Origin of the sequence: Streptomyces sp. NPDC032472 (assembly GCF_040636955.1) — a bacterium.
In the GTDB taxonomy this organism is placed as follows: domain Bacteria; phylum Actinomycetota; class Actinomycetes; order Streptomycetales; family Streptomycetaceae; genus Streptomyces.
In genome coordinates this window covers 1-4,840 of the sequence record NZ_JBEZVK010000162.1, presented here as the reverse complement: position 1 = coordinate 4,840, position 4,840 = coordinate 1, and the positions used below count along the sequence as shown (strand labels likewise).

The window sequence follows — 4,840 nt, the reverse complement described above, 5'->3', positions numbered from 1 at the left end:
CCGCCCCTCCCTTGCGTGTGCAGGGTCCACCCCCACCCCCGACCCCCTTGGCAGGGAACCTCATTGGCCACGGCGTGGCACCGGGCGGCTAGGCTGCGGCGATGCAGCTCCGCCCCCTTTCCGGCCGCATCGCCAACGTCGTCATCGGGCTCGCGATGACCGCGCTGGCCCTGCTGCTCGGGCGGGACTCGGCCACCCAGGGCTGGCCGCCGCTGGACCCGACGGGCTACACCCTCATCGTCCTGGTCAACCTGCCGGCACTGGTCCGCACCCGCTTCCCGGTCGCCGTGTTCGCCGTCACCCAGACCGGGTTCGTGGTCTACGTGTGCCTGGGCTACTGGCCGGTGGTCAACTCGCTCGCCACCCTCCTCGCCACCTTCACCCTCGCCTCGCTGCGTCCCGCCCGCATCTCCGCGCCCGGAGCCGTCATCACCGGCCTGACCTGGCTCGGCGCCGGCCTCCTGGACGAGGTCAACGGCGACCACGGCTCCCTCGCGGCCGCCGCCGGCCAGGCCGTCGTCTTCCCCGCCGTGCTGTGGTGGTTCGGCACGCTCGCCCGCAAGACCACCGAGCTGACCCGGGAACTGGCCGCCGAACAGGAGCAGCGCGCCCTCAGGGAGATCGCCGCCGAGCGCAGCCGCATCGCCCGCGAACTCCACGACGTGGTCGCCCACCACATGGCCGTGATCTCCGTACAGGCGGGACTGGCCCGGTTCGTCTTCGACAGCGACCCCGCCACCGCGCGCGGAGCCCTGGACACCATCGCCGACACCGGCGCGGAAGCCCTCGACGAGATGCGCCGCATGCTCGCCCTCCTGCGCGACAGCGACGAACCCGGCGCCCCCGAACGCCCCATGCCCGGCCTGCAGCGGCTCGCCGACCTCGTCGCACGCGTCCGCGCCGGCGGCACGCCGGTGGAGCTCACCGTCCGTGGCACGGCGCGCCCCCTCGGACCCGGAGCGGACCTGTGCGCCTACCGCGTGATCCAGGAATCGCTCACGAACATCCTCAAGCACGCCCCCGGAGCAGCTGCCCGTATCGAGGTGAACTACGAACCCAAGACGCTGAGGGTCGAGGTCACCGACGACGGAAAGGGAGCAGTTCCGGCCGGAGTTCCGGCCGGAAGCGGACACGGCTTGATCGGCATGCGCGAGCGCGCCAAGCTGTACGGCGGACGGGTCGACACCGGCCCGCGCGAGGACGGCCGAGGCTTCGCCGTACGGCTCACGCTGCCCCTGTCGGCGCGCTCCGGCGCACCGTCCGCCGCGGATCGCCGCGACGAGGCCGGCGGCGGCCCGGGCGTCGGCAGGCTCCCTCCGAGCGGACCGGAGGACTGAGTCCCCGCCCCCGTGCCACCGCGCACCGCCCAGGAGGCCCCGCATGAGCCGCGCCATCAGCGTCCTCGTCGTCGACGACCAGTTCCTCATCCGGGCGGGCCTGGTCGGCCTCCTCAAGGCCGCACCCGGCACCACGGTCGTGGGGGAGGCCTCCGACGGCGAGGAGGCCGTGGAGCTCGCCGCGCGGCTGCGCCCCGACGTGATCCTCATGGACGTCCGCATGCCCGGCACCAACGGCATCACGGCCACCGCCCGCATCCTCGCCGAGGCCGGGGACCCCCCGCCGCGGATCCTGGTCCTGACCACCTTCGACCTTGACGAGTACGTGTACGGCGCGCTGCGCGCCGGAGCGTCCGGGTTCCTGCTGAAGGACTCGGGACCCGAACGGCTCCTGACGGCGGTGGCCGCGGTCGCCGGCGGGGACCACCTGTTCGCGCCGAGCGTGACCCGGCGGCTCGTCGAGGCCTTCGCCGACCGCGCCGGACCGGGCGGGGGCGAGCGGGAGGCACCCGCGCCCACCCTGGACGCGCTGACCGGCCGGGAGCGCGAGGTGCTGACGCTGACCGGCAAGGGCCTGTCGAACCAGGAGATCGCCGGCCGGCTGTACATCAGCGAGGCGACCGTCAAGACGCATCTCAACCGGGCCATGGGGAAGCTCGGCCTGGGCAGCCGTGCCCAGGCGGTGGTCGTCGCCTACGAGACGGGCCTGGTCGTCCCGGGCTCCTGAGCCGCGGCGGCAGGACCACCCGGTCCGCCCGCCCTTGCTCAGCCGAGGTGGTAGTCGAACCAGATCCGGTGGGTGCCGTCGGCCTCGATGGCCATTCCGCCGCCCCCGGCGATCCCGGCCAGCTCGCCCGTTCCGCTCGACGGCACGATGGTGAAGAACTCCGCCGTGCGGTCGCTGCCGCTCGTCGTCGCGGAGTGCGCGAAGTTGAACGCACCCTCCCGGCCGTGCAGGGCCCCTTCGAACGACTCCATGGCCACGTACGTGCCGACGCCGGTCGCCTGGTCGTAGGCGGAGGTGAACAGGGTCGCCGAGCGCCCGGCGACCTCGCCCTCGAAGTGCTTCTCGATGGTCGCCACCCCGACCGGCAGCCCGGTGGTGACGTCCGGCTCGGGTTTCAGAGCGGTCGGAGTGAACGCTTTTACGGTGAAGGTGCCGTTGGCTCTCATGGTGTGACGGTAACGGGAGGCACCGACAACGGGGTGTCGGCGTGACGGGGCAACATGCCGCAGGGGTCCTTGGCCCGGCGGGCGCCGCGAGGTACGTATGCACCACGTACGAACGGAACGGAAGCAGGAGCGTCCCATGACCACTGGCTGGACCCCCCGCCCGCCCGATGCCGCGTACGGGCCCGCCGGCGAGCACCTGCCCGAGCTCGAGGTGCCCCCGCCGGGCCGGCAGCGGCGCTGGACGGTGCTGCTGCGCTGGCTGTTGCTGCTGCCGCAGCTGATCGTGGTGGCCGTGCTCGGCATCGCGGCGTTCTTCGTGACGATCGCCGGCTGGTTCGCGGCCCTGGTGCAGGGGCGGCTCCCGGAGGGCATCGCCCGCTTCCTCGGCGGGTTCCTGGCGTACGACACCCGGGTGTCGGCGAGCGCGATGCTGCTGGTGGACCAGTACCCGCCGTTCTCCTTCGACGCCCCCGGCCACCCGGTGCGGATCGAGCTCCGGCCGGGCGAGCTGAACCGGCTGGCGGTGTTGTTCCGGCTGGTCCTGCTGATCCCGGCGGCCATCGTCACCAGCCTCCTGCAGTACGGGTGGGCGGCCGTCTGCTGGGTGTTCTGGCTGATCACGCTGGTGCTGGGGCGGATGCCGCAGCCGGTGTACGGGGCCGTGGCCGCGGTGGCGCGGTTCCGGATGCGGTACCTGGCGTACGTGATGATGCTGACCTCGGCCTATCCGAAGTGCCTGTTCGGCGACCCGGCCCCGGCCCCGGCCGCGGTCACTGCCCCGGTCTCTGCCCCGGCCGCCGCCCCGGCCCCGGGCCTGCAGCCCCCGCCGCCCGCCACGCCGGTGTCGGGCACCCGGCCGCTGCTGCTGAGCACCGGGTCGAAGGTCCTGGTGGTGCTCTTCCTCGTACTCGGCCTCGGAGTCGGCGGCCTCTCCTCCACGACCGGCACCACACACGAGGACATGAACGAGCCCTCCTGGTCCGCCACGAGGTGAGTACCGCGTCCCGGTGACCCTCACGAACGTGCTCGCGACAGCCCTGGGCGACCAGGAGGCGGGCGAGCGTCAGGCGCGGGGCACTGCCACGCGGGCGGAGCTCGCGCGGCGCGTCACTCGGTGTGCTGCAGCACCTCCCTGAGGGTCTGGGCGAACGCCTCCGGCTCGCCCTGCTGCCCGTACTCGCCGCCGAGGAAGCCGCCGTGGTGGCTGGGGAACGGTGTCACCCCGACGCCCAGGCCCGCGGCCACCCCGGCCGCCGCACGCGCGGGGAACTGGCCTTCCGACTCCTTGCCCGCCGCGACGACGATCCGTGTCCGCGCGGCCCGCAGGGCGGCGAAATCCGGCCGGTACGAGGTGCAGCCCCGCATGTTCTGCCCGAGCAGCGGGTCCCCGCGCGAGCCGTCGTCCTCGGCCGGGAGCCCGAAGGCGGCCGGGTCCGGGACCGGCTCGTCGCGCCAGTTCGCCGGGAAGGGCCCCGTCCGGCTCACCACCGCGAGGAACTTGGCCATGGCCGGCCCCATCCCGTCGCGCAGGTACGTCGCGTGGATGTCGGCGCACACCGCCAGCGCCGCCTCCCGGTCGGGCAGGACCTGTGCGGTCGGCGGCTCGTGCGCGACGAGCGTGTGCACCAGGGCGGGATGCGCGGCCACCAGCGCGAGGGCGTTGACGGCGCCCCCGCTGCTGGCGAACACGTCCACCGGCCCCACGCCCGCCGCCTCGATCACCCTCCGCAGATCCTCGGCGTGCTCCTCGGGCAGCGTCTCCGCCGCCCCGTCGGTCCGCACGCTGCGGCCCGCACCCCGCGGGTCGTACGTGATCACGGTGCGGTCGGTGAAGTACGACGCGAGCGTGCCGAAGCCGGTGGCGTCCATCGGAGAACCGATCAGGAAGAGGGCCGGCGGCCGCCCGGCCGCCCGGGCGGGATCGGCACTGTCCGGCATCGCGTCACGGACGTCGTAGGCGACCGTGGCGCCGGTCGATTCCACCCTGTGGGTCACGGACGTCGGGGTCATGGCGGTCTCCTTCGAGTGAGTGCTGTCGGGAGGGTAGACAGCCCCCACCGCGGAAACTCATCGCTCGGCGGCCTGCGAATTTCCGGCCCGGCCGGGGCGGCCCCGCCGGCTGCCCCTACCGTGTCGGCATGGAGAGCACCGCGCGGCCCGGACTGGACCTGACCCTGGACGCGGCCGAGCTGACCGCCCGGCTCGTCGACATCCCCTCCGTGAGCGGCGACGAGGAGGTCCTCGCCGACGCCGTGGAGCTGGCCCTGCGCGCCCTGCCCCACCTCACGGTGGACCGCTACGGAAACAACGTCGTGGCCCGCACCCACCTC

5 protein-coding genes and 1 pseudogene are annotated in these 4,840 nt (G+C 73.8%); 4 read left to right on the top strand and 2 right to left on the bottom strand.

The genetic code is table 11. The features are described 5' to 3' along the window. Positions 1 to 101: 101 nt before the first annotated feature. Together AB0F11_RS37510 and AB0F11_RS37505 are read left to right on the top strand one after the other, a co-directional pair. On the top strand, positions 102 to 1,337 hold the full coding sequence (locus AB0F11_RS37510) for a sensor histidine kinase (protein WP_362184214.1): 1,236 nt from the start codon (positions 102 to 104) through the stop codon (positions 1,335 to 1,337). A gap of 43 nt (positions 1,338 to 1,380) precedes the next feature. Continuing rightward, entirely contained in the window at positions 1,381 to 2,064 is a 684-nt protein-coding gene (locus AB0F11_RS37505; protein WP_362184211.1) for a response regulator transcription factor, read from the top strand. 38 nt (positions 2,065 to 2,102) lie between these two features. On the opposite strand, the gene AB0F11_RS37500 is transcribed toward AB0F11_RS37505, so the two are convergent. Beyond that, positions 2,103 to 2,510, bottom strand: a complete 408-nt coding sequence (locus AB0F11_RS37500; protein ID WP_362184208.1) for a DUF3224 domain-containing protein — start codon at positions 2,508 to 2,510, stop codon at positions 2,103 to 2,105. Between the two features lie 136 nt (positions 2,511 to 2,646). Here AB0F11_RS37500 and AB0F11_RS37495 point away from each other — a divergent pair, with 136 nt between their 5' ends. Continuing rightward, complete coding sequence (locus AB0F11_RS37495) at positions 2,647 to 3,504, top strand: DUF4389 domain-containing protein (protein ID WP_362184205.1); 858 nt, start codon at positions 2,647 to 2,649, stop codon at positions 3,502 to 3,504. Positions 3,505 to 3,617: 113 nt separating this feature from the next. Here the strand turns inward: AB0F11_RS37495 and AB0F11_RS37490 are convergent, their stop codons facing one another. Next, positions 3,618 to 4,520 carry an alpha/beta hydrolase gene (locus AB0F11_RS37490; RefSeq protein WP_362184202.1) on the bottom strand — a complete coding sequence of 301 codons (903 nt, stop codon included), beginning with the start codon at positions 4,518 to 4,520 and terminating at the stop codon, positions 3,618 to 3,620. A 128-nt stretch (positions 4,521 to 4,648) separates the two neighbouring features. On the opposite strand from AB0F11_RS37490, the pseudogene AB0F11_RS37485 reads away from it, so the two are divergent. Then, a pseudogene (locus AB0F11_RS37485) lies at positions 4,649 to 4,840 on the top strand (succinyl-diaminopimelate desuccinylase); the annotation flags it as partial.

Excerpts from the sequence above, each read along its gene's own strand:
- AB0F11_RS37510 (WP_362184214.1), top strand. The coding sequence starts at position 102 with ATGCAGCTCCGCCCCCTTTCCGGCCGCATCGCCAACGTCGTCATCGGG.
- AB0F11_RS37505 (WP_362184211.1), top strand. The coding sequence starts at position 1,381 with ATGAGCCGCGCCATCAGCGTCCTCGTCGTCGACGACCAGTTCCTCATC.
- AB0F11_RS37500 (WP_362184208.1), bottom strand. The coding sequence starts at position 2,510 with ATGAGAGCCAACGGCACCTTCACCGTAAAAGCGTTCACTCCGACCGCT.
- AB0F11_RS37495 (WP_362184205.1), top strand. The coding sequence starts at position 2,647 with ATGACCACTGGCTGGACCCCCCGCCCGCCCGATGCCGCGTACGGGCCC.
- AB0F11_RS37490 (WP_362184202.1), bottom strand. The coding sequence starts at position 4,520 with ATGACCCCGACGTCCGTGACCCACAGGGTGGAATCGACCGGCGCCACG.